The following is a 23,583-nucleotide window of genomic DNA, read 5'->3' on the forward strand; positions in this document are numbered from 1 at the left end:
ATCCGGCGCTCGATCCGGCGCTCGATCCGGCGCTCGATGCGGCGCTCGATCCGGCGCTCGATCAATGAGCGGCTACTTCTTGCCCTGCGCGGCGACGGCGGCAGCACCGGCCGCGGCGGCCTCGGGGTCGAGGTACTCCCCCGGGCCGAGCGGCATGAAGTCGTCGCCCAGTCGGTAGACGAGTGGGATGCCGGTCGGGATGTTGAGCTCGGCGATGTCGTCGTCACTGATGCCGTCGAGGTGCTTGACGAGTGCGCGCAGCGAGTTGCCGTGAGCCGTCACGAGCACGGTCTTGCCGGCCTCGAGGTCGGGGACGATGTCGGAGCGCCAGTACGGGAGCATGCGCTCGATGACGTCTTTCAGGCACTCTGTGCGGGGCAGCTCCGCGTCGGCGAGGTTCGCGTAGCGCGGGTCGCCGACCTGCGAGTACTCGGCGTCGTCGGCCAGCACCGGCGGTGGCACGTCGAATGAGCGGCGCCAGAGCTGGAACTGCTCTGGGCCGTACTTCTCGAGCGTCTCGGCCTTGTCCAGACCCTGCAGTGCGCCGTAGTGGCGTTCGTTGAGGCGCCACGAGCGGCGCACGTCGATCCACGCACGGTCGGCGACGTCGAGGGCGATGTTCGCGGTCTGGATGGCGCGTGTCAGCACCGAGGTGTGCTGCACATCGGGGAGCAGGCCGGATTCGGCGAGCAGCTCGCCGGCGCGCACGGCCTCGGCCGTGCCGAGTTCGCTGAGTCGCACGTCGACCCAACCGGTGAACAGGTTCTTCTGGTTCCATTCGCTGTTGCCGTGGCGAAGCAGCACGAGGGTGTGAGACATGCGAACAGCCTACCGACGAGGCATCCGTCGCCTACAACGCCCCAGGGGCGGCGCTCGATCTCCGGGCCGAGCTCGCTGGCGAGGTGGATGCCGCGGGCATCGGCAACACGAACGGGGCCGACATCCGGCTCACCACCGAATGGGGAACCTACAAGGTCGTCAAGGTCGCGCCCGGTGCGGCCCTGTACCACCTCTTCGACACGGGGTCGCGAAGGTGAAGAAGGGCACGGCGACGGTGGCGGCCTTCCACTGGGACGGCACTCAGGGCCACTACACCAGCCAAGTGAGCGCGTTCGCCAAGGCGAACTGCAAGAAGTAGCCTGCCCACGCTCGGCGGCCCGATCTCCGGATGCCGGGCCGCCGATGCAGTCCGGCCCAGGCGCGTCCGGCCCAGGCTCAGCCCGGCACGGGAAGTACGGTTAGCGCTTGTGGACGCCGAGCCGCGGCAGGCGCGGCACCTCGACGGCTGCCCCGGAATCGGCGGGGACGATCTCGACCTGCGCCGCCGCGACGTCGATGCCATGGCTCAGCACGATGAGCGGCAGGTCGGCCGGCACGGCGCGCTTGACGAGCGCGAGCGCGACGGGGCCGAGTTCGTGGTGCATGACCGCCGTCGTGATGCGACCGACGACCTTGCGCTCGGGCTCCGTTTCCTGAGCCTGTCGAAGGGCACCGGCGGCGGGCTCCGGGCGAACCTTCTCGCCGACGACCTCGTCACCCGGCGCGGGCAGCACGGTGTCGCTCCCGTCGAGGTGCAGCAGCACCAGTCGACGCGGCGGCCGCCCGAGGTTCAACACCTTCGCGACCGTCTCCTGGCCCTTGTAGCAGCCCTTGCCGAGGTCGACGGCGCTTCGCAGCCAGTCGAGTTCGTGCGGGATGGATCTCTCGTCGACCTCGGTCGCGAGGCGCGGACGCCACGCGGCGACCCGCAGGGCCTCGGCGGCGAGCGAACCTGCCATGTCGACCCGGCCGGCACGCGCAGCCTCTGCTGCGTCGGCCAGCGCAGCGCGCGGCACGATGCGTTCGATCCAGTGCCATTCGGATGCCGGGTGGCCGGCGTCGCGGGCGTACTGATGGGCCCCTGGGCGGAGGTGCTCCCACGGGTCGACCCAGTCGAGGGCGACACCGTTCGGGGCGAACGCGGGCACCGCCGCATCGAGCGGAGTCGTGGACATCGCGCCGAGCACGGCGACCTCGCCACTCGCGTCGGCGACCTCGACTCGCAGCATGAAACGCATTCGGTCGAGGAAGGCGGCGAGCGGTGCGGCCTCGTCGCCTTCGACGATGAGCCACGTGGTGGCGCCGTCGTCGATGATATGCGCCGCGTGCTCGATGCGCCCCGAGGCGTCGAGGAACAGTGCCTCGGCGCTCTCACCGGGAGTGAGCCGGTCGAGCGCCTGACTCGCCATGGAATGAAGCCAGGAGAGCCGGTCGGGGCCGGTCACGGTCACGACGCCACGACCCGAGAGGTCGACGATCGCCTGCCCGCGTTCGAGGCGGCGCTGCTCGACGATCGGGTTGCCGTAGTGGCCGGCGACGCCCGCATCGACGCCTTCGGCTGCGACGGCGCCCGGCAGGCCGAGGAACGGGGAAACAGTCATCAGTCAACCTTCGCGAGTCGGGCCGACGCGTGGGTGCGCAGCTCGTTTCCGAGGGCGGCGATATCCCACGCCCAGAGCAGATGGCCGTCGACGAGGCCGTAGAGCCTCGTGGCGGCCGCATAGTCTTTCGCGCTGCTGGTGCGCAGCACCGCGTCGGTCGCGAGGTCGATTCGTGGGCCCTTCACCTGGCCGAGGTAGAGCTCGCTGACGCCGTCGGGGTGCACGATCGACACTTCGATGTCGAAGCCGCCGTCGGCGTTGCGCAGAGACTCGACGGCCTCGGCGTCGGCGAAGCGCGGCTCGCCGACCGCCGGCAGCATCGCCGGCCCTGGGTCACCTTCGCCGAGCTCTCGGGCCAAGCGCCAATAGCCGGTCTCGGTGACGAGCGGCGTCGGTTCTCCGCCTTCTTCTGCGGGGAACAGCCAGGAGTACGAGGTGTAGTTCAGGTGCGGGAGGCCGTCATGACTGAAGCTCACCCGCTGCCCGAACTCGTGCGTGACCGGTTCTTCGCCGCCCTTGTAATCGATGACGCCCGAGCCCTCCCAGACCCCGAGGAGCCAGGAGAGCGGCACGAGCTCTGCCGGGAGGTCGACGGGCAGGTCGATCATTGCCACGTCCTCACGGGCACCTAGCGCTGGCCCTTGAAGAGCTTGTAGACGACGACGCCGCTCACCCAGGCGATCGCGAGGCTCGCGAGGCCGAGCAGGCCGATGAAGAGGAGTTCGAGGGCGAGCAGCTCAGACATGTTCCGAGTCTATCCGCTCACGGCACGGCGACGGGCGCCACAGCGAGGGCCGCGATCGCGACGACCACGACGGCGCCGGCGATACTCCAACTCCCCCGCGCAACGAAGCCCTCGGGTCGTCGCGTGGCGAGCTGGGTGACGAGAGCGGCGATGACGGATGTCGCGAGCACCACGCCGAGCGCACCGTACACGCCGAGCCGCGTCGTGTCACCGAGCCAGACCGCGGTTCCCGCGTAGGCGAGCGTCACGACCACGACCGCGCCGACGAGTGCGATCGCCCAGACGATTGCGATGCCGAGCCATCCGCTGCTCGTGTCGGTCTCGTCGTTCATCGTCTCCCCATTCGTTTCGCGGAGCGCCCGTCGGCGTCCCGTAGTATTGACCGCACCTTACTACTGGACGGTGTGCGTGGCTCAGCTGCTGATCTTGTCGCCGGCAGCCAACGATGAAGTTCTCCCGGCTCTGTCACTTCTGACTCATCGAACGCGGATCATTCCCGCTTCGCCTGAGCAGCTGGTCAGAGCGCCTGAATCCGATCTCGTCTTCCTCGACGCGCGTACGAATCTCGCCGCCGCCAAGGCCCTCTCGCAGATCCTCCGCACGACCGGACTCTCCGTGCCGCTCATCCTGATCGTCACCGAGGGCGGGCTCACGGCTGTGACGCCCGATTGGGGAACCGACGACGTCGTGCTCGAACACGCCGGCCCTGCCGAGCTCGACGCGCGCATCCGCCTCGCGATCGGTCGTTCGCAGTCATCGCAGCCGAGCGAGCGCATCCAGACCTCCGGCGTCGTCATCGACGAGGCGAGCTACTCGGCGAAGGTGCACGGTCGCACCCTCGATCTCACCTACAAGGAGTTCGAGCTCCTCCGCTTCCTCGCAGCTCACCCTTCGCGCGTGTTCACCCGCGAGCAGCTGCTCAGCGAGGTCTGGGGTTACGACTACTTCGGCGGCACCCGCACGGTCGATGTGCACGTGCGGCGGCTCCGAGCGAAGCTGGGCGACCTCGACAGTCTCATCGGCACGGTGCGCAACGTCGGGTACCGCTTCAACGTGCACGAGGAAGACGACGAAGGCGCATCCGTCACCGCCCGTTGACGAACACCCCATCTGCCGGTCACAGGCCAGTGGCATGATGAAGGGATGACCGCCGACAGCATCCTCGACGACCGCACGTCGAGTGACTTCGACGACGACTTCGAGCCGTTCGACCTCGAAGGCGCACCCGAACTCGCGCCCGAGCGCTACCTCGACCGCGAACTCAGCTGGCTCGCCTTCAACCAGCGCGTGCTCGAGCTCGGAGAAGACCCGAGGGTGCCCGTGCTCGAACGAGCGAACTTCCTCGCGATCTTCGCCTCGAACCTCGACGAGTTCTTCATGGTTCGGGTCGCCGGCCTGAAGCGCCGTATCGTGACCGGTCTGGCCGTGCCGTCGAATGTCGGGCGATCGCCACTCGACGTGCTCAGCGACATCTCCAAGAAGGCGCATGTGCTGCAGGAGCGGCACGCCGCCGCCTACCAGGAGCTCGTCAAGCCCGCGCTCGCGGAGTCCGGCATCCGAGTCATCACGTGGGCCGAGCTCGGCGATGAAGAGCACGCACACCTCCGCGAGTACTTCTCCAAGCAGATCTTCCCCGTGCTCATGCCGCTGGCGGTCGACCCGGCGCATCCCTTCCCCTACATCTCAGGGCTCTCGTTGAACCTCTCGGTTCGCGTGCGCAACAGTCGCACCGGGCGGCAGGAGTTCGCGCGCGTCAAGGTGCCGCAGATGCTGCCGCGCTTCGTGCGCGTCGATCCGGGCGAATCGATCGAAGACGCCCGCTACGTCACCCTCGAAGACCTCATCGCCAACCATCTCGGCGACCTCTTCCCCGGCATGGAGATCGTCGAGCACCACGTGTTCCGCGTCACCCGCAACGAAGACGTCGAGATCGAAGAAGACGAGACCGAGAATCTCATCAAAGCACTCGAGAAAGAACTGCTGCGCCGCCGATTCGGTCCGCCGATCCGGCTCGAGATCACCGACGACATGGATGACGTGACCCTCGGGCTCCTCGTGCGCGAGCTCGACGTGACGGAGCAGGAGGTGTTCCGCCTTCCCGCGCCGCTCGACCTCGGCGGTCTCTTCGACCTCTCGCGCCTCGACAGGCCCGAGCTGCACTACCCCACCCACGTGCCGACCACCGCGCTGCAACTGCAGCCGAGCGAGTCGAACCTTCGGGCAGACGTCTTCGCCGCCGTGTCCCGACAAGATGTGCTGCTGCACCACCCCTACGAATCGTTCGCCACGAGCGTGCAGGCGTTCCTCGAGCAGGCAGCCGCCGACCCCGACGTGCTCGCCATCAAGCAGACGCTCTACCGCACCTCGGGCGACAGCCCCATCGTCGAAGCACTCATCGACGCTGCCGAGTCCGGCAAGCAGGTGCTCGCCCTCGTCGAGATCAAGGCCCGCTTCGACGAGCAGGCGAACATCTCGTGGGCGCGAAAGCTCGAGAAGGCCGGCGTGCACGTCGTCTACGGCCTCGTCGGCTTGAAGACGCACTGCAAGCTGGCGCTCGTCATCCGCCAGGAGAAGGGCGTGCTTCGCCACTACAGTCACATCGGCACCGGCAACTACAACCCCAAGACGAGCCGTATCTACGAAGATCTCGGCCTTCTCACCGCCGACGACCAGGTCGGCAAAGACCTCACCCGGCTCTTCAACGAGCTCTCTGGCTACGCCATCGAGAAGAAGTTCAAACGGCTGCTCGTCGCGCCCCTGCACCTGCGCAAGGGACTGCTCAAGCTCATCGCCGGCGAGATCAGCAATGCCGAGGCCGGTCGTCCCAGCGGCATCCGCATCAAGATGAACTCGATCGTCGACGAGGCGATCATCGACGCGCTCTACCGCGCGTCGAATGCGGGAGTGTCCGTCGACGTGCTGGTGCGCGGCATCTGCAGTCTTCGGCCAGGCATCCCGGGGCTCAGCGAGAACATCCGCGTGCGTTCTGTGCTCGGCCGCTACCTCGAGCACTCGCGCATCTTCTCATTCCTCAACGACGGCGACCCGCAGGTCTACATCGGCTCAGCCGACATGATGCACCGAAATCTCGACCGCAGAGTCGAAGCACTCGTGCGGCTCACCGATCCCACCCACCTCGCTGAGATCGACTCGCTGTTCGACCTCGCGATGGCCGAGACGACGAGCGCGTGGTGGCTCGACGGCTCGGGCGAATGGACCAGGCAATCGGTGGATGCTGCGGGGCATCCGCTCGATGACATGCAGAATAGGCTCATGCAGCAGATCGGTCAGCGCACTCGTTCGGGCCAGCGCCCTCGCTCGGGACCGAGGCGGTGACGACGGCGGTCTACGCCGCGGGCGCCGTCTGTTGGCGAGTCATCGACGGCAAGATGCACGTGCTGGTCATCCACCGCACCGCCTACGGTGACGTGACGATCCCCAAGGGCAAGGTCGACCCCGGCGAATCGTTGCCGCAGACCGCAGTGCGCGAGGTCGCGGAAGAGACCGGGCTCGAGGTCGCACTCGGGGTCCCGCTCGGGATCTCGCGCTATCCGTTGCCGAGCAAGCGCGAGAAGATCGTGCACTACTGGGCCGCTGAAGTGAGCGAACGGGCCGTGCAACGCTCGACGTTCAAGCCGAACGCCGAGGTCGCCGCGCTCGAATGGGTCACGATCAAGCGGGCTCGGGGATACCTCAGCTACAAGCCCGATGTCGAGATCCTCGACGCCTTCGCGAAGCTGCTCGACCAGGGCGTCACTTCGACGTTCTCACTCGCACTCGTGCGCCACGGCAAGGCTGTCGGCCGGTCGGGCTGGAAGGGGGCCGACGCCGCGAGGCCGCTCACCGAGCGAGGCGTCAAGCAGGCGGCAGGGCTCGTGGCGACGCTCGGCGCGTGGGCGCCGATACGCATCGTGTCGAGCCCGGCCGTGCGGTGCGTGACGACGGTGACGCCGCTCGCCGCCGCGACCGGCATCGAGATCAAGCGCGATGCGGCCATCAGCCAAGACGCGTGGGAGTCCGGCGGCGCCGACGTACGCCGCGTCGTCGGCAAACGGGTGCGGGCCGGCAAGAGCGCGATCATCTGCAGCCACGCCCCGGTGCTTCCCGAGATCATGCGCGAGGTGGCCCTCGCCACCGGCACTCCCCTTGGCACCTACGTCACGGATGCCGCTGGGCTCGAGGCAGGCGCGTTCAGTGTCGTGCACCTCTCGGCCACGAGCCCCGGCTCGGGCATCATCGCGATCGAGACGCACGCACCGCGGGCGTGACGCGCTCTCGTGGGTTGAGGAGGCGCGTCAGCGCCGTCTCGAAACCTCCGAATCGGGTAACTCTCCCGCGGGTTGAGGAGGCGCGCCAGCGCCGTCTCGAAACCCCCGATCGGGTAACTCCCGTGGGTTGAGGAGGCGCGCCAGCGCCGTCTCGAAACCCCCGATCGGGTAACTCCCCGCGGGTTGAGGAGGCGCGCCAGCGCCGTCTCGAAACCCTATCGACGTCGTGCGCGGCTGCTGAGTCCCGGCAACCGGTCGAACTCACCTCGAACAAGCGCTTCGCGTTTGCGGCGGGCCCAGCCCTGCACCTGTTTCTCGCGCGCGTAGGCATCGGAAACTCGGTCGTACTCCTCGGAGTAGACCAGCTCTACCGGGCGACGCGAACCCGTGTACGACTCGATGACTCCAAGCGCATGCTGCTCGAGGCGGTGCTCGAGATTCCGCGTGCTTCCGACGTAGTAGGTTCCGTCTCCGCACCTGAGAATGTCCATGTGTGCCATGAACGCATGATGCCGAACTTCGATGGCGTTCCCGTTCCGCAGCCGGTCAAACGTGAGACATGCGGCCGACTGACAGCAGTTGAGGCCGAGTGGGGTTTCGAGACGGCGCTGGCGCGCCTCCTCAACCCGCGGGGAGTTACCCGATCGGGGGTTTCGAGACGGCGCTGGCGCGCCCCCTCAACCCACGGGAGTTACCCGATCGGGGGTTTCGAGACGGCGCTGGCGCGCCCCCTCAACCCGCGGGAGAGTTACCCGATCGGGGGTTTCGAGACGGCGCTGGCGCGCCTCCTCAACCCGCGGGGGAGTTGTCCGATCGGGGGTTTCGAGACGGCGCTGGCGCGCCTCCTCAACCCGCGGGAGTTGCCCGAGTTGGGGGTTTCGAGACGGCGCTGGCGCGCCTCCTCAACCCGCGGGAGTTACCCGAGACGGCGCTGGCGCGCCTCCTCAACCCACGGGAGCGTTCAACTCGGTACGCAAGCCGCGACATCCGCATCGACAGCGGTCGTTCACCTGCTGTTTACCGTCGTAGCGGAAGCTCGTAAGGCGCGCTCATTAGCGTCGCAGGCGGGTCGGCACCGGCCCACAAACCTGCAATCGAACCCCGGAAGGGAATTCACGTGAACCTCAAGCGTTTCGGCGTGCCCGCTGTCGTCGCCGTCACGGCGGCGATCGCGCTCAGCTCCTGTGCCTCGAACGAAGGCGGCGGAGCGTCGTCTGACTCGGCATCGACGCTCTCGGGCAACCTCGTCGGCGCGGGCGCCTCCTCGCAGGATGCCGCTCAGCAGTCGTGGATCGCCGGCTTCCAGACCGCGAACCCCGACGTCACCATCGACTACGATCCCTCCGGTTCGGGTGCAGGTCGTGAGACCTTCCTCGAGGGTGCCAGCGATTTCGCCGGCTCCGACCGGGCGTTCAACGACGAGGAGATCGCCGCCGGCGGCTTCAAGAAGTGCGCGCCCGACTCGACCATCGTCGAGCTTCCGCTCTACATCTCGCCGATCGCCGTGATCTTCAACGTCGAGGGCGTCGACTCGCTCGACCTCGACGCGGCGACCGTCGCGGGCATCTTCGCCGGCACGATCACCAACTGGAACGACCCGGCGATCGCCGCGACGAACCCCGACGCGACGCTCCCCGACCTCGCCATCACGCCCGTGCACCGCTCGGACGATTCCGGCACGACCGAGAACTTCACCGAGTACCTCGGCGCCGCGGCATCCGACGTCTGGACCTGGGAAGCTGACGGAGTCTGGCCGATCGAAGGCGGCGAAGCCGCTCAGGGCACCTCGGGCCTCGTCGACGCCGTGACCGGCGGCAACGGCACCATCGGCTACGCCGACGCCTCGCGCGCCGGTGACCTCGGCACAGTCTCGATCAAGGTCGGCGACGAGTTCGTGCCGTACTCCCCCGAGGCAGCTGCCGCCATCGTCGACGCTTCGCCGTTCGCCGAGGGCCGCGCCGAAGGCGACCTCGCCATCGAGATCGACCGCACCTCGGAAGAGGCCGGCGTCTACCCGATCGTGCTCGTGAGCTACCTCATCGCGTGCGGCCAGTACGAGGACCCGGCGAACGTCGAGCTCGTCAAGGGCTACCTGTCGTACATCGCGAGCCCCGAGGGCCAGGAAGTCGCCGCGACCGACGCGGGCTCCGCGCCGATCTCGGACACGCTCCGCGAGAAGGTGACGGCTGCGATCGACTCGATCAAGTAGTAGGTTCGTGCCCGACCCCGATCGCTCGCGACGGGGTCGGGCATGATCGTCACCCAGATTCCCTCCCTTGAGATCCGAGGATCGCATCAGATGTCCGTAACGGCCCCGATCAAGGCGAAGCTCCGCGTCGGAGACCTCGTCTTCTCCCGCTCGGCGGTGTTCGCGGGCTCGATGATCCTCGTGACGCTCGCGGCTGTGGCGATCTTCCTGATCGTGCAGAGCCTGCCCGCGATGGCGGCGACCAGCGAAGAAGCTTCCATCCTCACGACGAACTTCTGGGCGTACGTCGGCCCGCTGCTCTTCGGCACCGTCTGGGCGGCAGCGCTGGCGCTCATCGTCGCGTTGCCCGTCTCGATCGGCATCGCGCTCTTCATCTCCCACTACGCGCCGCGACGGCTCGCCTCAGTGCTCGGTTATATCGTCGACCTGCTTGCCGCGGTGCCGTCCGTCGTCTTCGGCCTCTGGGGCATCGGCGTCTTCGCACCGGCCCTCGTCTCGGCATACGCCTGGCTGAATGCGAACCTCGGCTGGATCCCCCTCTTCAGCGGCACGCCGTCCGCCACCGGCCGCACGATCCTCACGGCCGCCCTCGTGCTCGCCGTGATGGTGCTGCCGATCATGACCGCCATCTGCCGCGAGGTCTTCCTGCAGACTCCGGTGCTGCACGAAGAGGCGGCCCTCGCGCTCGGCGCCACCCGCTGGGAGATGATCCGCACCGCGGTGCTGCCCTTCGGACGCCCCGGCATCATCTCAGCATCGGTGCTCGGCCTCGGGCGCGCCCTCGGCGAGACGATGGCCGTCGCGATGGTGCTCTCCGCATCGCCCGTCATCACCTTCCAGTTGATCACCTCGGTCAACCCCAACACGACCGCCGCGAACATCGCACTGAGCTTTCCCGAGGCGTACGGCCTCAACGTCAATGTGCTGATCGCAACGGGTCTCATCCTCTTCATCGTGACTTTCGCGGTCAACGCGTTCGCGCGCTGGATCGTCAGCCGCCGCAAGGAATTCTCGGGAGCGAACTGATGACCATCCAGACCACTCGAGCTCCCGAGTCCGGCACGCCGATCGCCAATTCGCTCACCGCGGGCCGGCTCCCGAAGTCGGCGCCGTGGACGATCCTCGTCGCCGCGATCGCCGTCGCCGCCGCGATCTTCGGTGTCGTCGCCGTGGGAACGGGGGCCGGCTACAACTGGGGCGGCGCACTCTTCATCGGCGCACTGCTCTACATCCCCTCGATCTGGTTGTTCTCGAGCCTCGTCGAGGGTCGGCGCCGTGCGATGGACCGACTGGTCACGGCGCTCGTGACGGGCGCGTTCCTGCTCGCGATGATCCCGCTCGTCTCACTCGCGATCACGGTCGTGAGTCTCGGCGCCGCCCGATTCGATGCCGACTTCTTCTCGATGTCGATGCGCAACGTCACCGGCGAGGGCGGCGGGGCGCTGCACGCGATCATCGGCACGCTGTTCATCACCGGCGCAGCGGCGATCATCTCGATCCCGATCGGGCTCATGACCTCGATCTACCTCGTCGAGTACGGTCGGGGCAAGCTCGCCCGCGGCATCACCTTCCTCGTCGACGTCATGACCGGCATCCCCTCGATCGTGGCCGGGCTCTTCGCCTACTCGCTCTTCGCGATCTTCCTCGGCCCGGGCACGCGCACCGGCATCGCCGGCGCCGTCGCCCTGTCGCTGCTCATGATCCCCGTTGTCGTGCGCTCGAGCGAAGAGATGCTCAAGCTCGTGCCGAACGAGCTCCGCGAGGCGGCCCTCGCCCTCGGCGTGCCGAAGTGGCTGACGGTCGTCAAGGTCGTGCTGCCGACTTCGATCGCCGGCATCACGACGGGCGTCATGCTCTCGATCGCCCGCGTCATCGGCGAGACCGCACCGCTGCTGATCGCCGCGGGATTCACCGCCAGCGTGAACTACAACCTCTTCGACGGCCGCATGCAGTCGCTGCCCGTGTACGTCTACACGCAGTACATGAACCAGGGCAACCCGGCCGAGGCGTTCATCGACCGCGCCTGGGCTGCCGCGCTCACCCTCATCCTCATCGTCATGGCGCTGAACCTCATCGCGAGACTCGTCGCCCGATTCTTCGCGCCGAAGTTCGGCCGCTGAGACCCGCAAGCAAAGGAAACCCGTGTCCAAGCGCATCGAGGTCCGCGACCTCAACGTCTACTACTCGAAGTTCCTCGCCGTCGAAGGCGTGACCCTCTCGATCGAGCCCCGCAGCGTCACGGCGTTCATCGGCCCGTCGGGTTGCGGCAAGTCGACTTTCCTCCGCACCCTGAACCGCATGCACGAGGTCATCCCCGGCGCGCGCGTCGAGGGCGAAGTGCTCATCGACGGCAACAACCTCTACGACCCCGACGTCGACCCGGTGCTCGTGCGTCGCCAGGTGGGCATGGTGTTCCAGCGGCCGAACCCGTTCCCGACGATGTCGATCAAAGAGAACGTGCTCGCGGGCGTGAAGCTGAACAACAAGCGCATCTCGAAGTCCGACGCCGACGAGCTCGTCGAGAAGTCGCTCCGCGGCGCGAACCTCTGGAACGAAGTGAAGGACCGCCTCGACCGCCCCGGCTCTGGCCTGTCGGGTGGCCAGCAGCAGCGTCTCTGCATCGCCCGCGCGATCGCCGTCTCCCCCGAGGTGATCCTCATGGACGAGCCGTGTTCGGCACTCGACCCCATCTCGACCCTCGCGATCGAAGACCTCATCGAGGATCTGAAGCAGCAGTACACGATCGTGATCGTGACGCACAACATGCAACAGGCCTCGCGCGTCAGCGACCGGACCGCGTTCTTCAACATCGCCGGCACCGGTAAGCCGGGAAACCTCATCGAGTACGACGACACCACGACGATCTTCTCGAACCCGTCAGTACAGGCGACCGAAGACTACGTCTCGGGCCGCTTCGGCTGAGCTTCGTCCGAGCACAGGACGCGACGCGACATCCACGCCACTCGCGTCTGTTCTCGGCCGAGTCGGCGTGTCGTCCTGTTTGGGGCACTGCGTTCTTGGCGCGGTGGCCCGCTGCAGTTCAGTCGCGAGGCGAGAGCAGGTAGGCGTTGAACGCCCTGGTCTCGTCGGCATCGTAGGCGACGGATGCCCCGTTGAGTCGGGTCACCCCGACGGTGAGCCGCACACTCGACACGAGCCAGAGCGCGTCGGCCGCAGCGAGCTCGGCGATCGGAATGTCTCGGTACTGCGTCGCCCGACCCGTCGCGGCGAGGTGCTCGAAGAGGCTCTGCTGCGTGGTGCCATGCAGGATCGCGCCCGACGGCGCCGGCGTCGAGTACACCTCACCGTGCCGGAGGATCACGCTCGAGGTCGGGCCCTCCATGACGAACCCGTCCGAGGAGACGAAGATCGTGTCGTCGGCCCCGCGGCGGCGTGCCTCGCGAAGCGCGGCCATGTTCGTCGCGTAGCTCAGGGTCTTCGCCCCGAGCAGCAGCCACGGTGCCTGTTCGGCGGCGTCGTGCGCATACCCGCGATCGAGTGTGACGACGGCGACCCCGCGCTCGCGCAACTCGCTGAAGTCCGCGGCCGGCGCCGCGTGCAGCCAGGCGGTCGGAGCGGGCCCGTGCTCGACGCCGCGGCTCAGTACGAGCTTCAGCGACCATTGACCGACGGCCGGCAGGCTTCCGACCGCGCGATCGATGGCGGCGCGCCACTGCGGCAGGTTCGGCTCAGGCAGTTCGCAGATGAGCGCCGAATTGCGCAGGCGTTCGAGGTGCGGGCCCGCCTCCTGGGCGTGGCCGTCGATCACCGCGATCGTCTCGAAGACGCCGTCGCCGCGCTGCGTCGACAGCTCGCCGACGCGGAGCGCCGGGGCCGCGGCGTCGACTTCCCGGAGCGTGGACGCGAAGTCCGTCGCGCCGGCGTCGGCGGGCACGGGTTCGATGAGCAGCGTGACGGTCGCGGGCATGCTCCGATGCTACGCGGATGCCGCGTGCACGAACGGCTCCGGAGCATCCGCTCGCCGTGGTTTACCGGCAGCGCACGCGGCGCTGTATCTGGCGAAGCGCTGGGACGATGAAGGCCGGCCGCAGAACGCCTCTCGGCGCGAGGCCGCTCGGAGCGGCGAATATTGGAGCCCGGGGTTACTGCGGCCGGCCTCGTCAAGTCTAAACGAGGTCGGGTGCCACTTCATTCCCCAGCCCGTGGCGATCAGTCGAGCGAGTCGGTGCGCCAGAGTCGCGCGCACGAGGTGAGCTCCTCGGCGAGTTGCGTCAAGCGGAGCGCACGCTTCGTGAGTTCGCCGGAGCGGGCGGGGTTCGCAGCGTCGGTTTCATCGGCGTCGTCGGCGAGGCTCGCCATGCCCGCCGCCGTGACTCGCGCGAATGCGGATGCGCGGTCGAGGGCGACGGCGAAGTCGCCCGTGAAGAGTCCGTGCAGGATGCGGTCGGCGAGCTCGCGGACCTCATCTGGGCCGGCGGGGATGGCCGCGCCGGCGACGACCTGGTCGATCGTGTGCGAGACCTCGGTGCCTCGCTGGAATGCGAGGCTCAGTCCGTGCGGATCCTGGCGGATCAGCGTGCGCAGCAGGTAGACGCGCCACAGCGCGCCGGGCAGGCTCTTCGGCGATGCCGGCGCCCAGAGCTCGGCGATCGCATCGATGCCGTGTTCGTCGGTGTACGTCACGAGGCGGGCGACGACCTCAGGATCGGGGTCCGCGCGCACTCTCGCGAGCAACGCCGCCGCGGTGTCATGCGCGACGCGGCTGATCTGTGCAGGGTCTTCGGCGCCGAGGAATCCCTCGAACTTGCCGGATGGGAAACGAGTAGGGCGATGGAAGTCGGAAGGCATTGCCGCACACATTACTCGCACGAGCCGAGCGCCGCCCGGGGTCGAGAAGATCGACGGACTCAGACCGCCCTGCCCGGGTCGACGAAGTTCGTGCGCCATGTGGTGCCCTGGCGTGCGTACGTGACCCTTGCATGACAGTTTCGACATCGGACATCACACTTCGCGATCTCGGACATGACACGGGCCAGCGAATAGCCGTCGTGTGCGAGCTTCATTGCAACCACGGCAGACGTTCTGCAGGCCGTCACGCGAGTCGCGCCGAATGTTGAACTCCGTGAGTGGTTTAGACTGCTTGCAGCCCGTGCATCGCTTGTCGGTCATCGGTCGCGCCCCCGTAGCTCAGAGGCAGAGCAACGGACTTTTAATCCGTGGGTCGAGATATCGTAATTCTCCGGGGGCACTTCTCAACGCATGACTCGACTGAACAGGTCCGTCCCAACGGACGGATCTGTTCGCACGGAGCGTCACGTTTCACCTTCCTCGAAATGGGCCGTCGGGGCGAGGCTCTCGGCCTCGACCGACATTCGCGCGAAGTGCAGAACCACCGACAGCCGTCACGAACTCGCCGCGATCACCGCGCGAGCCCGTGCTCGTACGCCCAGATCACGACGTGCACGCGGTCGGGCAGCCCGAGCTTCGCGAGGATCGAGGCGATGTGGGTCTTCGCGGTGTTGACGGTCATGTAGAGCCGCTCGGCGATCGCATCGTTGGCGGCGCCCGTCAGCAGTTCGTGCAGCACGTCGCGCTCGCGAGCCGTGAGGGGTGCGAGGAGCGATTCGGCGTCTTGGGGCTGCGGCGCTCGAGCGACGAAGTCGACGATGCTCGCCGTCGCGCGTGGGGCGAGCACGGCATCGCCGCGGTGCACGGCGCGGATCGCCGCGGTCAACTCCTCGCTCGAAGCGTCCTTCGTCAGGAAGCCGCTGGCGCCGGCACGCACCGCAGCGAACACATATTCGTCGAGGTCGTACGTGGTCAGCACGAGTACGCGAGTGCGCGGGTGCTCGAGCACGAGCCGGCGAGTGGCCTCGATGCCGTCGAGTCGCGGCATCCGGATGTCCATCAGCACGACATCGAGGCGATGGGCCCGCGCCGCCGACAGGAGTTCGGCCCCGTCGGATGCCTCGACGACGAGCTCGAGGTCGGCCTGTGCTTCGATCATGACCGCGACGGCTGACCGGATGAGCTCTTGATCATCGGCGACCGCAACTCGGATGCGATCGGATGCGACGGCGCCGCCGCCGAGCTGTGAGGTGTCGGAGGCGTCAGCCATCCCGCGGCTCCCGGTCGGTGAGGTACGGCTGGAACGGCAGGATCGCACGGGTCAGCCAGCCGTCGACGTCATCGCGAGGGCCGCTCTCGAGGCGGCCGCCGGCCTGCTCCACGCGGTCGCGCATGCCGCGGACGCCGCGCTCGACTCCCGGCTGACGTCCTTCCGCCGCGGCACCGTCGTCTGAGACGGTCATCACGAGCGCGTCGGCCGTCCAGTCGAGCCGCACCTCGCTGCGAGTAGGAGGACGCGTGTGCTTCAGCGTGTTCGTGAGCGACTCCTGCGCGACCCGGTACGCGGTGAGCGCGGTGCCGGGGCTGACGGCTCCGGGCTCACCCGTCGATGTGAGGTCGACGATTCGTTCGGGGCCGGATGCGCGCAGGGCGAGATCGGCGAGATCGGCGAGGCCGGGACTCGGTACGCGTGGCGCTGGATCGACGATGCGGTCGCCGCCGGGCGCGGGCTCGGCGAGCACCGTGAGGAGTCCCCGCATGTCGTTCATGGCGGTGCGCCCGGTGGCGACGACCTGTTCGATCGCGACGCGCGCTCGCGGGTCGGCGGTGCCGTCGGCGGTGCCTTCGGCACGGCTCTGGAGCACGCGTGCCGCCTCGGCCTGGGCGACCATGACCGCGAGGGAATGCGAGATGACGTCGTGCAGCTCTCGGCCGATGCGGCGACGCTCATCGGCGATCGCCTCGCGCTCGCGCTGCACGACGAGTTCGGCGGCCTGCGCTCGCCCGAGTTCCTGCGCGGCACGCTTGCGGCGTGACTCGCGCCGATACCGCCCGAGCGCCCACGCGGCGCCGATCGACGCGACGAGGAAACCCGCGAGGGCGATCAACGCGCCGGGTTCGGGTTCCACTGCGGAAGCCGTCAGAGAGCCGTGCGCGATCGCCACCACGGTCATCATCGCGGCGCCCGCGATGCCGAAGACGAGCGCGAGGCGGTCTGCCCACCGGTCGTCGCTCGCGGCGGCGGTGAAGACGAGCACCAGATAGACGAGACTGCTGGGCAGCAGCACCGCGACGGTCGGCGCACCCGGCAGGCTCGCGGCGGTGAGCCCCAGCATGGCGACGGATGCCACGACGAGCGTGCCGCGCGGCGACCTGCGACGCAGCGCCACCGTGAGGTGGAGCACGAGGTAGAGCGCGACGACGACGACCGCCCAGGGAACTCCCTGCGGGGTGCGCACCGTACGTGCGAGTTCGACGATCGTGATGGGGAGCAGTGCCGCAGCGCCGGCCGCTGCCCATGCCCAGTCCGCAAGCGTCGGCGCAGGCGATGCGGACGCGCGGGCCGGCTTCGACTCCGGCGCTGAGGGATCTGACGCGGCATCCATTTCGCGACCCACGCTACCGGCGGCCGATGGCGGGCGCCTCACCCGTCCGGGTGAGGCGGCGGTTCGTGGGCGCTGCGACGATCGGCCGGTGACCGCGAGTCCGCGGCGCAACCATCGCACCGTTCCGAGGAGAAGCCCGACATGACCGACACTGCACGAACCGCGTCTGCTGTGACGAGATCCGCTCCGCCACCCGCCGACGCCCGCCGGGTGCGAGCACTGGTCGTGGTCGCCCTCATCGGCTCCACCGGCATCGCCGGTCTCGGACTGGTCTGGCTGTTCGCGCCTGCGCTGAACCCGTTCGCCGCCGCCGACATGCTGAGCCTCGCGAGCGCACTGCTCGGGGCGACGCCCGTCGCCGTGATCGCCGTCGTCGCGGGCGGTGCCGGGGTGCTGCTGACGGTGGCGGCGCTCCGGCGAGGGGCGATGGCGACGCACCCCCGCCTGATCGGCAGCGGAGCTGCGGCGATCGCCGTGACGCTCGGCTTCTCCCTCGGGAGCATGGCGGTCATCGCGTACGCCGGATACCTCTTCGGTCTGGCGTCGGTCGTCGCCGGAGTCGTCACGATCGCCGTGATGCTCGTGCGGGCTCCCCGGCTCGGATTCGCGTTGCTCGCCGGTCTCATCGCGATCGTCGCGGCATCCGTCTGGCTCGCCGGCCTCACACTCGACGGCATCGCCGAGTTCGCAGTGGGCTTCTCCGGTGCCCTCGCGGCCGACCTTCCCGACCTCCTGGTGGTCATCGTGTCGGTGGCTGCGACCGCCGGCTGGACTGTGGTGGCCGTCATCGCCATCCGCGCCGCACCGGCCGGTCGTCGATTCGAGGGCTGGCTCGTACGTCATCGCCGGACGCTCACGATCCTCGCGGCACTCGGCCCGCTGCCCTACGCGATCGCGCGAGTGAGCTGGCTCACCCCGTGGCCGTTGTTCTCGCCGTCCACGGACCTCCCGTCCGCAATGCTCGCCACCGGCCTCATGATCGGATCGGGTGCGGCCGCCGCGAGCATCCTCACACTCGGGCTCATCCTGCCGTGGGGCCGCGTCTTCCCGACGTGGATGCCGCGGGTCGGCGGCCGCCCCGTGCCGGTACTCGCGGCTGCCGTGCCCGGCTTCACTGCAGCAGGCCTGCTCTGCATCGCTGCCGGTCCGATGCTCGTGACCACCGTCGGAAACCCGAGCGGGCCGATGGACGCACTCGTCGTGTCGCTCGTGCTGCCGCTCTGGTACTGGGGCCCGACGCTCGCACTCGCCGTCTGGGCGTACGCGGCCTGGCGGTCACGCGAGCAGGTCGCCGATCGACTGGCCCGGTGAGCACTTGAACGGCGATCCCTTCGAACGCGGTCGGACTCGACGCCACGCATGAGACGAGACGCATTCGTACCGTGCACTGTCGTACCTGGCACTGTCGTACCTGGCACCGCCTCGGCGGGCGCTCGAACTACTCGGCCTGGTTGACGATCGGTGCAGCGGGCGCGTTCGTGCGCACCGACTCGATGCCGCTCTTCGCGGCCGCCTTCGTCGTGCAGGCCTCGGATGCCGCGATCGTCTGACCGTTGCCGGCCTTCAGTCGGAACCTGAATTGCCCGCTCGCATCCTCGTAGAGCTCGAACGTCCCCGCCATGGCGGCTCCTCCCCAGGTGTCCCTTTGCGCCCACGTCTTCGTGTGCACAGTTTCACGGTAGACCTGCAACGGCGCACCGCGCCAGAGGCAGGCGAGAGTTCATACGGGAGAGTTCATGCACGCGACATCCGTTGGCCATCTGCAGGCGAGCGGATGTCGCGCGAGCTGCCTCCTCAGGCCACGAGGTTTCGGAAGCCCGCCATCAGGGCGACCCGCTCGGCCGAGGTGCGGGCGAGCGGGGTGACGGCGAGAGTCGTGATGCCGGCCTCCGCGAAGGCGGCCACCCGCTCTGCGACGTGTGAAGCGGAACCGATGAGCGAGACGGCACGCACGAGCTCGTCGGGCACGGCGGCGATCGCCTCGTCTTTGCGCCCCTCGAGATACAGGTTCTGGATCAGGGCCGCCTCGGCTTCGAAGCCGTAGTTCGAGATCAGCTCGTTGTAGAAGTTCTTGCCCCGGGCGCCCATGCCGCCCACGTAGAGCGCGAGTTGGGGCTTGACGAGCGGCAGCACCTGCTCGGGGTGGTCGGTGATCGCGAGCGCGGGGCTCGCGAAGATGTCGAGCGGCGCGAGCTCGGGCCCACGCTTGGCTGTGCCCGCGGCGAGCGCGTCGCCCCACACCCCGGCGGCACGCTCGGGGTGGAAGAACATCGGCAGCCAACCGTCGGCGATCTCGGCCGTCTGCTCGACCGATTTGAGGCCGAGCGAGGCGATCGTGATCGGGATGCGCTCGCGCACCGGGTGGTTGATGAGCTTCAGCGGTTTGCCGAGGCCGGTGCCCTCGCCTTCGGGCAGCGGGATGCGGTAGCGGCGCCCATCGTGCACGACGGGCTCGCGGCGCCACACCATGCGGCAGATCTCGACGAGTTCGCGGGTGCGGCCGAGCGGCGCGTCGTAGGGCACTCCGTGGAATCCTTCGATGACCTGCGGGCCGGATGCCCCGATGCCGAGCTCGAACCGGCCGTCGGAGACGTAGTCGAGGCCGGCGGCGGTCATCGCCGTGAGCGTGGGCGTGCGGGTGTAGAGCTGCAGGATGCCGGACGCGAGCGTGATGGTCGACGTGCGGGCGGCGAGGAAGCCGAGCTGGCTGACCGCGTCGAACGAGTAGGCCTCCGGCACGGCGATGAGGTCGACGCCCGCTCGTTCGAGCTCGACGACCTCGTCGGCGACCTCACGGAAGCCGCCCGCGTAATTCAGGAACATGCCGACGCGCATCCAAACTCCTCATCGTGTGGTGGGCCCGGCTGTTCGGCCACGGGCACTCAGACCCTAACCGAGGTGCCGCGTCGACGCGGCATCCGTTGTCGCAGGTCGACTACGTGGCGATGACGACGATCGGTTCGGTCGTGGGTTGCGGAGAACCCGCCCTGCGGTGTGCGCGCCTTCAGCACTCTCAGAGACGGATGCCGCAGGCTGGAGATCCCCGCCTGCCGCCGACGAATGGAGCCACAGTGGTCTGGAGCATCCTGCTCGACATCGCGCTCGTGCTCGTCTTCATCGGTGCCGTCGTGAACGGGTCGCGCGCGGGCCTACTGCGCACGGCCGCCGGACTCATCGGGCTCGTCGCCGGCGGAATCGCCGCGTACTTCGTCATGCCCTGGATCGCCGGTGTCGTCGCCTGGCCCGAGTGGCGGGCGCCCGCGGCCATCGCGGTCGCCATCGTGTTGCTCAGCCTCGGTGGGTGGCTCGGCGCGGTCGTAGGCCGTGCCCTCCGGCACGGCGCGCGGGCAGTGAAGCTGGGGGTGCTCGACCGAGTCCTCGGTGCTCTCGGCAACCTGCTCGTCACTGCGTTCGTCGTCGCACTCGTCGCTTCGGGGGTCTCGGCGATGGGGGTCCCCGTGCTCTCCCCCGCGGTGGCCGGATCGCGGATGCTGCAGAGCCTCGACGCCGTCACGCCGGCACCGACCCGCACACTCCTCGCCGAGATCCGAACCGCCGCGCTCGGCGAGGGCATCCCCTGGCTCGTCGACGTGCTCGACGGCCCGACGGAGAGCCCGGCACTGCCCACGTTCGAGGTCGACGATGCCGAGCTCGCCCGCGCCGCGGCATCCGTGGTGCGCGTCACCGGCAGCGCGTTCCAGTGCGGCTCGACCCTGTCGGGCAGCGGCTTCGTGGTCGCACCCGACCGCATCGTGACGAACGCCCACGTCGTTGCCGGCGTCACCGAGCCGATCGTCGAGGCACCGGGCCAACCCGCGCTTCCGGGGCGGGTCGTGGCCTACGACGACACGCACGACCTCGCGCTCATCGCCGTCGACGGACTCGCGACGCCGCCCCTGGCGCTCGCAACGGCAACACCGGGCCAAGAGGTCGCCGTCGCCGGGTACCCGTTCGGCGGGCCATTCGAGTTGCGCCCGGCGAACGTGATGGCGAGCGGGCCGCTTAGGATCTCGGTTGCCGACGGCACTTCGACGCGCAACGTGATGACGCTCGCCGCCGATGTGGACCACGGAAATTCGGGCGGGCCGGTGCTCACCGGGGACGGCGCCGTCGGCGGTGTGGTCTTCGCGAAATCGGAGGCTGTCGACAACGTCGGCTTCGCGATTCCGGCATCGACCCTCGCGCCGCTCGCCGGCGACGCGCCGAATCTCAGCAGGGCTGTGGACTCGGGAGCGTGCGTCGTCGGTTGAGCCCGTGCCTATTCGGCTGGGGGCGAAGAGCGCCCGCGCCGTTCGATGAGGGAAGCGGGCGGCCCGCACGCGACCGTTATCGACCGCTGCCTGCCGAATGGTCGTAACGCTGTGAATTTGGGCTCTAGATGGCGGCGTTCTGTGCTCGCTATTTGGCGGCTTCGTGTCTCGATAGCCGATCTCTCTGCGGATCCACCCGCCGAACTTCTAGCTGGCTTAACCTGCCGCGCGGCGCGCGGTCCAGATTCTGTCCCGCACGGCTCACCTCATCGTCACTATCGTGTGAATGACGAAGGCGAGACGATTCGGATGATCATGTCCAAGCAGAACGTTCCAGTGGTGCGCATCGCGTTGGGTGCACTGTTCGTCGTCGCCCTGCTGATGCAGTTCTGGGTCGTTCCCAGCGTTGCTGCAGAGTCTGCAGCCCGATATCCCGAATATGCGGGCCTGGCGCGTCCATACGTCATCGTCATCGGGGTCACGATCGGACTGTTTGAGCTGGCCCTGCTGGCCGCATGGCAGGTGCTATCGACCGCGGCCACGAACACCCGCACCCAGCGAAAGAAGTGGTGGGCGATCGTCCTACCTGTGGCTCTCGGTTCGTCGGGCGCACTGTTCGCCGGCGTCTTCGTACATGCCGGATCCGTCGCAGGCGTCGGCGGACCACCGATGCTCTTCGGTCTCCTCGTCTCCGTCGCGGTCGTCATCTGCGCGATCGTGTTGAGACGCAAGGCGTTGGAATTCACACTTGACGATGGCAACGATCGGGCGCCGCATCCTGCCAATGCTCGCCACTAGCCTCGGCGCTCTCAGCTCACCCGCAAGCCGGTCCCTTACCGAAACACGCACCGTCCACGGCGAGCGGCTGTGCACGTGGTCCTTTCTTCAGGATGGGATTCCTGGTTCAGCGCGTTGAGTTCGGATTTGAGCTTCGAGAGCGGTATGGACGTTTCGGGCGCCGGCGGACATATATGTGTAAGTCGAACGATTGGACGGGCTACACGGTGAACGAAGATCTGGATGAGCTGCTGCGTCGATCGCAGCCCGAGTTGGCAGAGCGCAGCCCACGCCTAACATCCGCGCTGGATGACCTGGTTGATGCACAGCCGCTGACGGCGCGACGCCGGTGGCGCCCGATGGTATCCGGCGGCTTCATCGTGTTCGCACTCGCGGGTGGGGCCTCTCTCGCCGCGGCCACGCCTGGCGTGCTCGCGTGGTTCGGGTGGACGGACAACACGACGTCGTACTCGCGGGGCGACGAGCTCTGCCATGAAGGATTCCGTGTGGTACCCGCCTCGATCTCAGAGCGGGAATCAGAATTGGATTCGCCGTCGTTGCAGGCTGCACAGGAGTACCTCGCGACGCTCGACATCAGCGCCGTCGACATCACGGCGCAACTCGCCGAACTGACCCGTAACGGCGGAGGACCCAGAAATCCCGAGTCCGCGGCGCGCCACATGGCCATCTCCGAGCTCATGGTGGAGCACGTCGCGAGTCTCGGCCTTCCCACCGAGGATGTGTCCTTGGAATCGGGCGGCCAATGCGACGGGGCCGATCGATGAGCCGCGCGTCAGGCCCGCGCACGGCGGAACTCACCAGCGCCCTTCGCGCGAACGCGCCCGACCTCCTCGCCTACTTCGAACGACGCACTGAGCCTCGCGCAGACGCGGCGGATCTCCTCAGCGAGACCATGATCGTCGCCTGGAAACGCATCGACCGGCTCCCCGCCGACGAAACCGAAGCCCGAAAATGGCTATACGGCATCGCCTCCCGGGTCCTATCCGCTTCCTACCGCGCGAGCCGGCGCCGGCACGCGGCAGTCGAGCGGCTTCGCGACGAACTCGCCCGCGCGAATCTGGTCACGCCGAGCGAGACGGAGTCGCTCGAGGAGTCCGCGCACATACGTGCCGCCATAGCGAGACTGCCTCGCCAGCTCCAGGAACTTGTCCGACTGATCCACTGGGACGGATTCAGTCTCGCCGACGCGAGCACCATGACAGGAACCTCCGCGTCGACCGCCCGTTCACGGTACGCACGCGCCCGTGAACTCCTGCGCGCCGATCTCAGCCCGACACCCATGGATGTGCGAACTACGACGGTCATAACCGAGCTGTAGAAACACCCGACTCACACAAGGAGCAGCACTCGTGAATGTCCAGCCGATCGACCCCGCCGCAATCGATCTGCCCCCTACGAAGCCGATCGATATCTCGGACAACGCGAACGCGGCTTCGAGACTCCCACCGCTCCCAGCAGGCAGGAATTCCGTGAGTCGT

At 68.2% G+C, this 23,583-nt stretch carries 24 protein-coding genes and 1 tRNA gene; 14 read left to right on the forward strand and 11 right to left on the reverse strand.

Annotation, left to right across the window (positions count from 1 at the left end; translation table 11 throughout):
• Window positions 1-72: 72 nt before the first annotated feature.
• Window positions 73-819 carry a phosphoglyceromutase gene (locus tag AC1C2T_RS17915; protein WP_495362840.1) on the reverse strand — a complete coding sequence of 249 codons (747 nt, stop codon included), beginning with the start codon at window positions 817-819 and terminating at the stop codon, window positions 73-75.
• 83 nt (window positions 820-902) lie between these two features.
• Between AC1C2T_RS17915 and AC1C2T_RS17920 the strand changes: the two genes are divergently transcribed.
• The gene (locus AC1C2T_RS17920; RefSeq protein ID WP_495386186.1) at window positions 903-1,037 is read left to right on the forward strand and encodes a hypothetical protein; all 135 of its coding nucleotides are present in this window, start codon (window positions 903-905) and stop codon (window positions 1,035-1,037) included.
• A 201-nt stretch (window positions 1,038-1,238) separates the two neighbouring features.
• Here AC1C2T_RS17920 and ygfZ read toward each other — a convergent pair whose 3' ends face one another.
• The 3 genes from ygfZ to AC1C2T_RS17935 all read right to left on the reverse strand — a co-directional run bounded on the left by ygfZ (window position 1,239) and on the right by AC1C2T_RS17935 (window position 3,497).
• Window positions 1,239-2,420 (reverse strand): CAF17-like 4Fe-4S cluster assembly/insertion protein YgfZ, encoded by a 1,182-nt coding sequence (gene ygfZ, locus AC1C2T_RS17925; protein ID WP_495362841.1) that lies wholly within the window; start codon window positions 2,418-2,420, stop codon window positions 1,239-1,241.
• A complete protein-coding gene (locus AC1C2T_RS17930) occupies window positions 2,420-3,028 on the reverse strand; it encodes a heme-binding beta-barrel domain-containing protein (RefSeq protein ID WP_495386187.1) in 609 nt (202 codons plus the stop codon). Before AC1C2T_RS17930 ends, ygfZ begins: the two co-directional genes overlap by 1 nt.
• A 154-nt stretch (window positions 3,029-3,182) precedes the next feature.
• On the reverse strand, window positions 3,183-3,497 hold the full coding sequence (locus AC1C2T_RS17935; protein ID WP_495386188.1) for a hypothetical protein: 315 nt from the start codon (window positions 3,495-3,497) through the stop codon (window positions 3,183-3,185).
• Between the two features lie 76 nt (window positions 3,498-3,573).
• Between AC1C2T_RS17935 and AC1C2T_RS17940 the strand changes: the two genes are divergently transcribed.
• From AC1C2T_RS17940 to AC1C2T_RS17950, 3 genes are read left to right on the forward strand one after another with little or no spacing between them, the layout of a single operon-like run.
• The gene (locus AC1C2T_RS17940) at window positions 3,574-4,263 is read left to right on the forward strand and encodes a response regulator transcription factor (RefSeq protein WP_495386189.1); all 690 of its coding nucleotides are present in this window, start codon (window positions 3,574-3,576) and stop codon (window positions 4,261-4,263) included.
• A gap of 45 nt (window positions 4,264-4,308) precedes the next feature.
• Complete coding sequence (locus AC1C2T_RS17945) at window positions 4,309-6,501, forward strand: RNA degradosome polyphosphate kinase (protein WP_495386190.1); 2,193 nt, start codon at window positions 4,309-4,311, stop codon at window positions 6,499-6,501.
• Complete coding sequence (locus AC1C2T_RS17950; protein ID WP_495386191.1) at window positions 6,498-7,433, forward strand: NUDIX hydrolase; 936 nt, start codon at window positions 6,498-6,500, stop codon at window positions 7,431-7,433. The genes AC1C2T_RS17945 and AC1C2T_RS17950 overlap by 4 nt, the downstream gene beginning before the upstream one ends.
• Window positions 7,434-7,648: 215 nt before the next feature.
• Here the strand turns inward: AC1C2T_RS17950 and AC1C2T_RS17955 are convergent, their stop codons facing one another.
• On the reverse strand, window positions 7,649-7,933 hold the full coding sequence (locus AC1C2T_RS17955; protein WP_495386192.1) for a GIY-YIG nuclease family protein: 285 nt from the start codon (window positions 7,931-7,933) through the stop codon (window positions 7,649-7,651).
• Between the two features lie 617 nt (window positions 7,934-8,550).
• On the opposite strand from AC1C2T_RS17955, the gene AC1C2T_RS17960 reads away from it, so the two are divergent.
• The 4 genes from AC1C2T_RS17960 to pstB all read left to right on the forward strand — a co-directional run bounded on the left by AC1C2T_RS17960 (window position 8,551) and on the right by pstB (window position 12,564).
• A complete protein-coding gene (locus tag AC1C2T_RS17960; RefSeq protein WP_495386193.1) occupies window positions 8,551-9,642 on the forward strand; it encodes a phosphate ABC transporter substrate-binding protein PstS in 1,092 nt (363 codons plus the stop codon).
• 90 nt (window positions 9,643-9,732) lie between these two features.
• A complete protein-coding gene (pstC, locus tag AC1C2T_RS17965; RefSeq protein ID WP_495362848.1) occupies window positions 9,733-10,668 on the forward strand; it encodes a phosphate ABC transporter permease subunit PstC in 936 nt (311 codons plus the stop codon).
• A complete protein-coding gene (gene pstA / locus AC1C2T_RS17970; protein ID WP_495362849.1) occupies window positions 10,668-11,762 on the forward strand; it encodes a phosphate ABC transporter permease PstA in 1,095 nt (364 codons plus the stop codon). Before pstC ends, pstA begins: the two co-directional genes overlap by 1 nt.
• Window positions 11,763-11,784: 22 nt before the next feature.
• The gene (pstB, locus tag AC1C2T_RS17975; RefSeq protein ID WP_495386194.1) at window positions 11,785-12,564 is read left to right on the forward strand and encodes a phosphate ABC transporter ATP-binding protein PstB; all 780 of its coding nucleotides are present in this window, start codon (window positions 11,785-11,787) and stop codon (window positions 12,562-12,564) included.
• A gap of 118 nt (window positions 12,565-12,682) precedes the next feature.
• Here pstB and AC1C2T_RS17980 read toward each other — a convergent pair whose 3' ends face one another.
• Both AC1C2T_RS17980 and AC1C2T_RS17985 read right to left on the reverse strand, forming a co-directional pair.
• Window positions 12,683-13,570, reverse strand: a complete 888-nt coding sequence (locus AC1C2T_RS17980; protein WP_495386195.1) for an aminodeoxychorismate lyase — start codon at window positions 13,568-13,570, stop codon at window positions 12,683-12,685.
• A gap of 242 nt (window positions 13,571-13,812) precedes the next feature.
• Window positions 13,813-14,451 (reverse strand): DNA-directed RNA polymerase subunit beta, encoded by a 639-nt coding sequence (locus AC1C2T_RS17985; protein ID WP_495362851.1) that lies wholly within the window; start codon window positions 14,449-14,451, stop codon window positions 13,813-13,815.
• A gap of 328 nt (window positions 14,452-14,779) precedes the next feature.
• On the opposite strand from AC1C2T_RS17985, the gene AC1C2T_RS17990 reads away from it, so the two are divergent.
• Window positions 14,780-14,851 (forward strand) — tRNA-Lys (locus AC1C2T_RS17990).
• A 171-nt stretch (window positions 14,852-15,022) separates the two neighbouring features.
• Here AC1C2T_RS17990 and AC1C2T_RS17995 read toward each other — a convergent pair.
• The gene (locus AC1C2T_RS17995; RefSeq protein WP_495386196.1) at window positions 15,023-15,721 is read right to left on the reverse strand and encodes a response regulator; all 699 of its coding nucleotides are present in this window, start codon (window positions 15,719-15,721) and stop codon (window positions 15,023-15,025) included.
• On the reverse strand, window positions 15,714-17,057 hold the full coding sequence (locus tag AC1C2T_RS18000; protein WP_495386197.1) for a sensor histidine kinase: 1,344 nt from the start codon (window positions 17,055-17,057) through the stop codon (window positions 15,714-15,716). The genes AC1C2T_RS17995 and AC1C2T_RS18000 overlap by 8 nt, the downstream gene beginning before the upstream one ends.
• 141 nt (window positions 17,058-17,198) lie before the next feature.
• Between AC1C2T_RS18000 and AC1C2T_RS18005 the strand changes: the two genes are divergently transcribed.
• Window positions 17,199-18,368, forward strand: coding sequence for a hypothetical protein (locus AC1C2T_RS18005; protein ID WP_495386198.1), 1,170 nt, complete (start codon window positions 17,199-17,201; stop codon window positions 18,366-18,368).
• A 127-nt stretch (window positions 18,369-18,495) separates the two neighbouring features.
• On the opposite strand, the gene AC1C2T_RS18010 is transcribed toward AC1C2T_RS18005, so the two are convergent.
• Together AC1C2T_RS18010 and AC1C2T_RS18015 are read right to left on the reverse strand one after the other, a co-directional pair.
• On the reverse strand, window positions 18,496-18,678 hold the full coding sequence (locus tag AC1C2T_RS18010) for a YegP family protein (protein WP_495362855.1): 183 nt from the start codon (window positions 18,676-18,678) through the stop codon (window positions 18,496-18,498).
• A gap of 173 nt (window positions 18,679-18,851) precedes the next feature.
• Entirely contained in the window at window positions 18,852-19,892 is a 1,041-nt protein-coding gene (locus tag AC1C2T_RS18015) for an LLM class F420-dependent oxidoreductase (RefSeq protein ID WP_495386199.1), read from the reverse strand.
• Window positions 19,893-20,128: 236 nt separating this feature from the next.
• On the opposite strand from AC1C2T_RS18015, the gene AC1C2T_RS18020 reads away from it, so the two are divergent.
• The 4 genes from AC1C2T_RS18020 (at window position 20,129) to AC1C2T_RS18035 (ending at window position 23,423) form a co-directional block, all read left to right on the forward strand.
• On the forward strand, window positions 20,129-21,307 hold the full coding sequence (locus tag AC1C2T_RS18020) for a MarP family serine protease (protein ID WP_495386200.1): 1,179 nt from the start codon (window positions 20,129-20,131) through the stop codon (window positions 21,305-21,307).
• A 336-nt stretch (window positions 21,308-21,643) separates the two neighbouring features.
• Window positions 21,644-22,105 carry a hypothetical protein gene (locus AC1C2T_RS18025; protein WP_495386201.1) on the forward strand — a complete coding sequence of 154 codons (462 nt, stop codon included), beginning with the start codon at window positions 21,644-21,646 and terminating at the stop codon, window positions 22,103-22,105.
• 338 nt (window positions 22,106-22,443) lie between these two features.
• Window positions 22,444-22,869, forward strand: a complete 426-nt coding sequence (locus tag AC1C2T_RS18030; protein ID WP_495386202.1) for a hypothetical protein — start codon at window positions 22,444-22,446, stop codon at window positions 22,867-22,869.
• On the forward strand, window positions 22,866-23,423 hold the full coding sequence (locus tag AC1C2T_RS18035) for an RNA polymerase sigma factor (RefSeq protein WP_495362862.1): 558 nt from the start codon (window positions 22,866-22,868) through the stop codon (window positions 23,421-23,423). Before AC1C2T_RS18030 ends, AC1C2T_RS18035 begins: the two co-directional genes overlap by 4 nt.
• Window positions 23,424-23,583 lie beyond the last annotated feature (160 nt).

Source organism: Agromyces sp. Y558, from assembly GCF_059445415.1.